This is a genomic window from uncultured Dialister sp., assembly GCF_900538805.1.
In the GTDB taxonomy this organism is placed as follows: Bacteria; Bacillota; Negativicutes; order Veillonellales; family Dialisteraceae; genus Dialister.
In genome coordinates this window covers 1-5,309 of the sequence record NZ_UPZP01000126.1, presented here as the reverse complement: position 1 = coordinate 5,309, position 5,309 = coordinate 1, and the positions used below count along the sequence as shown (strand labels likewise).

Sequence of the window (5,309 nt, the reverse complement as noted above, 5' to 3'; positions counted from 1 at the left end):
CTCTATTGAGACTCTGAGTCGAGAGATCTCCGCCCCAATGCGGCTTGTGCCATTGGGAGAGGGAGATTTCTCCACTCTGTGGAGACTCTGCATAGAGTCTCCAAGTCAGCCGAAGTTGGCCTCTAGCCTGCACAATAAGAGGCTTTCCTATTGGCGGCTGACCGGCTTCGGTCGAAATGACAATGAAGCGGTGTGAGTGTTTGTGTCAATTTGTTCCTTGCAGACCTATGATAAGGCGTCTACCGCCAGGTTGCCTAACTATCTGATAGAGACTCAATCATTTTTTCACAGCCCCTTTTGTTTTCTTAACGAATCTTTCGTTTTCCTGTATAATAGGGGAAAATAAAGGAACAGAATTTGTAAATTTCTTTCTCTTTCCACCTTTTATCTCCGGGGGTATTGTGCTAGAATAAAAGCGTTGACTTCAAGCAGATTTTGAAAAGTATATACTTTATGAATACATCAATGGGAGGTTATATGGGGCATATTTCTGTAATCGGAAGCTGCAATATGGATCTCACGGTGGAAGCGGACAGAAGGCCTTTGGCCGGTGAAACGGTGATGGGAAAACGTCTGGTTGTTTCTCCCGGCGGCAAGGGCGCCAACCAGGCCGTAGCAGCTGCAAGGCTGGGTGAGGAAGTCTACATGGTGGGCTGTGTAGGCAATGATGCCTATGGCAGTCTCATGCTGGATGCGTTAAAGAACAGCGGCGTGAAGACGGACTATGTATCGGTATTGGATGGAGTGGACACAGGTACGGCCCATATTATTCTGGCGGAAGGGGACAACAGTATTATCGTTCTCAAGGGGGCCAATGATAAGGTGAGCCGCCAGGTGGTGGATGATGCCTTTGACATTATCCGCACTTCGGATCTGGTGATGCTGCAGCATGAAATTCCCATGGACACCATCGGCTATATCATTGACCGCTGCTATGAAGAAAAGGTGCCGGTTATGCTGAATCCGGCGCCGTACATGGATATTCCGAAGGAATGGATTGACAAGGTCACCTATATGACTCCCAACGAACACGAAGCGGCGCTCATGTTCCATGGCATGGATCGGGATGAAATCCTGAAATCCCATGCAGGAAAGGTGATTATGACCGTAGGAAGCGAAGGCGTTCTGTACGGGGAAGGAAATGAAGTGGTCCATGTACCCGGCTTCCATGTGCCTGTAGTAGATACCACCGGCGCCGGTGATACATTCAACGGTGCCTTTGCTGCCGGAAGGACAGAGGGCCTTTCCATCAGGGAAGCCATCCGCTTTGCCAATGCGGCAGCAGCCCTTTCGGTAGGTAAGATTGGAGCCCAGGGCGGCATGCCCTGGCGGAATGAAGTGGAGGAAATGCTCTCATGCAAAAAGTAGGAATCCTTAACAGCAGTATTGCAAAAGTTCTGGCTGACCTGGGCCATACAGATAAAATCTGTGTAGGAGACTGCGGCCTTCCTGTTCCGGCAGGGGTCCCGAAAATCGACCTGGCCCTTCGGCTTGGCGAACCGCCGTTCATTGAAGTGATCAAGGAAATGGCGAAATATATGCAGATTGAAAAAATCTATCTGGCACCGGAAACGAAAATCCAGAATCCCGCCCAGTGGAAAGCCCTGCAGGAAGTATTTCCTGAAAGCGAAGTGGAATGGGTGATGCTGGAAAGCCATGAAGAACTGAAGGCCTGGGAAAAGGACTGCAAGGCAGTCATCAGAACAGGAGAAATCACTCCCTTTTCCAATGTGATTCTCCAGTCCGGAGTCATCTTCTAAGAGAGGTATCTGAAAGTACATGGATATTAATATGATAGGCATCTGCAAATCCTTTGGCGCCAACAAGGTGCTGGGCGGGGTCAACCTTCATGTCCGTCCCGGCGAAGTGCATGCGCTGATGGGAGAGAACGGGGCAGGCAAATCCACCCTCATGAACATTCTCACCGGGATTCACAAGGCCGATGCCGGCACCATTATGGTGGACGGGAAGGAAGTCACCTTCCGGAACAACAAAGACGCAGAAGAACACGGCATTGCTTTTATCCACCAGGAACTGAACATCTGGCCTAACCTGTCGGTGCTGGAAAATCTTTTCCTCATGAACCAGCCGAAGACAAGGTTCGGCACCATTGATTTCAAAAAGATGCGTGAAATGGCAGAAGCCAAGTGCCAGGAAATCGGCATCGAACTGCCGCTGGATGAAATCGCAGGAGAATGCTCCGTAGGCCAGCAGCAGATGACGGAAATCACCAGAAGCCTTATGCTGGATGCGAAGACGGTCATCATGGACGAACCAACTGCCGCTTTGACGGAAAGGGAAACGGACCGCCTCTTCGACGTGATGAGGAAGCTGAAAAACAAGGGCGTTTCCATTATCTATATTTCCCACCGCATGGAAGAAGTTTTTTCCAACTGCGATACCATCACCGTCATGCGTGATGGCCAGACCATCAGCTCCCGGCCCACGGAAGAAACCAACATGGACCAGATTGTAGGGGACATGGTGGGCCGTGTGATGAGCGAATACTATCCTGCCCGCACCAATGTGCCGGGAGATGAAGTATTCCGGGTGGAAGGATTTACCCAGCCCGGCGTTTTCCAGGATATTTCCTTCAACCTTCGTAAGGGGGAAATCCTGGGGGTGGCCGGCCTTATGGGGGCAGGACGCACGGAAATCATGCGGGCCATCTTCGGCGTGGATCCTCATGAATCGGGAAAGCTCTATTTTGAAGGAAAAGAAATCCATATCAAAAATCCGGGGGATGCCATCCGCCAGGGCTTCGGATTCATTACGGAAAACCGGAAGACCGAAGGCCTCATCCTTGATTTCTCCATTGAAAGAAATATTGCACTCCCCAGCGAAGAACGGCTGGCGAAGAGACATGTGATTAATGATAAGAACGAGTTTGATTTTTCCAGTGAACTTTCAAAGCGTCTCGGCGTAAAAGCGCAGGATATCAATCTTCCTGCCAGCACTCTTTCCGGCGGCAACCAGCAGAAGGTGGTTATCGCCAAATGGGTGGGCATGCATCCGAAACTTCTGATTCTGGATGAACCTACCAGAGGCATCGATATCGGCGCCAAGAAAGATATTTACGACCTGATGAATGAACTCACCGCCCAGGGAGTATCCATCATCATGGTTTCTTCTGAACTGCCGGAAGTTATCGGCATGAGCGACCGTATTCTCGTCATTCATGAAGGCAGGGCCGCAGGCATCGTAGAACATAAGGATGCCACCCAGACACGCATTATGACACTTGCAACCGGAGGAGAGTAAAAGCATGAGTTCCGCAAAAGTAAAAAATATTATCAGGGAAATGGGCCCTCTCATCGGCCTGATCCTTCTCTTTATCGTCATTTCCTTTTTGAATGACAGTTTCATTGATCCATCGAACCTGAAAAATCTGGCACGCCAGATTTCCATTAACGCCCTCATTGCCTTCGGCATGACCTTCGTCATCCTCACCGGCGGCATTGACCTGTCCGTGGGCAGTATCCTTGCCCTTTCCAGTGCCCTCATGGCCAGCATGATTACCAAGGGCACCAACCCGGAACTGGCTATCGTGCTGTCTGCGGTCATCGGCATCCTTCTTGGTACCGTCAACGGCGTCATTATTTCCTACGGCAAGGTGGCTCCCTTCATTGCTACCCTGGCAACCATGACCATTTACCGCGGGTCCACCCTGGTATTTACCAACGGCAACCCGATTTCCGGCCTGTCCGATGACCCCATTTTCACCGGCTTCGGCCAGGGCTTCATCCTGGATATCCCGGTACCGGCCATCGTCATGCTCATTGCTTTCTTCATCCTTTTCTTCATCCTGAAAAAGACACCCCTTGGCCGCCAGACCTATGCTGTAGGCGGCAATGAAAAGGTATCTTATATTTCCGGTATTAAAATCGACAGAATCAAGATTTTTGCCTATGCTTTGACCGGATGCCTCTGTGCCCTGGCCGGCGCTATTCTCACCGCCCGCCTGAACAGTGCGCAGCCCACAGCCGGCATGGGCTATGAACTGGACGCCATCGCAGCCGTCGTATTGGGCGGCACTTCTCTGGCCGGCGGCAAAGGCCGTATTTCCGGTACCCTCATCGGTGCATTAATTATCGGTACCCTGAATAATGGTCTTAATATATTAAATGTTTCCAGCTTCTATCAGCAGGTTGTCAAAGGTGTTGTCATTTTACTCGCAGTGCTTATGGACCGCAAGAAAAATTAAGGAGGAAAACAAGTTGTTAAAGAAAATCGCATTGGCTGCTCTCATCGGTGCAGCCCTCATTTCCGCAGCAGGCTGCGGCTCTTCTGACAAGAAGGCTGACGGTGCAGCTTCCGGCTCCAAGAAAGTTACCATTGGTTTCTCTGTTTCCACCCAGAATAACCCCTTCTTCGTTACAATGGCAAACAGTGTCAAAGCGGCTGCTGACAAAGCAGGCGTCAATGTTAAAATCGTAGATGCCCAGAACGACCCGGCTAAGCAGTCCAATGATATTGCCGACCTGCTCCAGGGAAATATCTCCGTCCTCATCGTGAACCCGGTAGACTCTGCAGCAATTTCCAACTCCGTCCTGGCAGCCAACAAGGCAAAGATTCCTGTCATCACCATCGACCGCTCCGCTGATAAAGGCGAAGTAGCAGCCCACATCGCTTCCAACAACGTAAAGGGCGGCGAAATGGCAGCTGAATACATCATCTCCAAACTGGGCGAAGGCACTCCGGTGGCTGAACTGGAAGGCATCCCCGGCGCTTCCGCTACCCGTGAAAGAGGACAGGGCTTCCATAACATCGCTGACAACAAACTCAAAGTCCTGGCTAAACAGAGCGCAGACTTCGACCGCTCCAAAGGCCTCACCGTTTCCGAAAATATCCTCCAGGCTAACCCTGACGTAAAGGCTATTTTTGCACAGAATGATGAAATGGCTCTTGGTGCTGTAAGTGCTGCCAAGGCTGCCAACAAGCAGATTTTCATCATTGGCTTCGACGGCACCGACGACGGCATCAAAGCAGTCAACGACGGCTCCATGGCTGCCACCATTGCCCAGCAGCCTGACAAGATGGGTGAAATCGGCGTAGAAACCGCACTCAAACTGGCTAAAGGCGAAAACGTGGATAAGAACATTGCCGTTGATCTGAAACTGGTAGAAAAGAAATAATAACCGCATAAAGATGACAACCTGGAAAAATCCGCAGACCCCGGTCTGCGGATTTTTTTATATGTGAGTCATTCGGCGGGCTCTCTGCTAAGCAGCACTAGGGAAGCACTGATTAATTCGCAGAATCGAATTTCATATGTATTTTTATCCAATGCTGCGTCATAAGTCTCCTTA

Annotated in this window: 5 protein-coding genes; all 5 read left to right on the top strand. The window is 50.5% G+C overall.

Annotated elements, in window-relative coordinates:
• Positions 1 to 477 precede the first annotated feature (477 nt).
• The 5 genes from rbsK to rbsB are packed head-to-tail and all read left to right on the top strand — an operon-like array spanning position 478 to position 5,135.
• Positions 478 to 1,368, top strand: a complete 891-nt coding sequence (gene rbsK, locus QZQ29_RS08740; RefSeq protein ID WP_296962405.1) for a ribokinase — start codon at positions 478 to 480, stop codon at positions 1,366 to 1,368.
• Positions 1,356 to 1,760, top strand: a complete 405-nt coding sequence (gene rbsD, locus QZQ29_RS08735; protein ID WP_296962403.1) for a D-ribose pyranase — start codon at positions 1,356 to 1,358, stop codon at positions 1,758 to 1,760. Before rbsK ends, rbsD begins: the two co-directional genes overlap by 13 nt.
• 19 nt (positions 1,761 to 1,779) lie before the next feature.
• Entirely contained in the window at positions 1,780 to 3,261 is a 1,482-nt protein-coding gene (locus QZQ29_RS08730; protein WP_296962401.1) for a sugar ABC transporter ATP-binding protein, read from the top strand.
• A 4-nt stretch (positions 3,262 to 3,265) separates the two neighbouring features.
• Positions 3,266 to 4,204, top strand: coding sequence for a ribose ABC transporter permease (gene rbsC / locus QZQ29_RS08725; protein WP_296962399.1), 939 nt, complete (start codon positions 3,266 to 3,268; stop codon positions 4,202 to 4,204).
• A 13-nt stretch (positions 4,205 to 4,217) separates the two neighbouring features.
• The gene (gene rbsB, locus QZQ29_RS08720) at positions 4,218 to 5,135 is read left to right on the top strand and encodes a ribose ABC transporter substrate-binding protein RbsB (RefSeq protein WP_296962397.1); all 918 of its coding nucleotides are present in this window, start codon (positions 4,218 to 4,220) and stop codon (positions 5,133 to 5,135) included.
• Positions 5,136 to 5,309 lie beyond the last annotated feature (174 nt).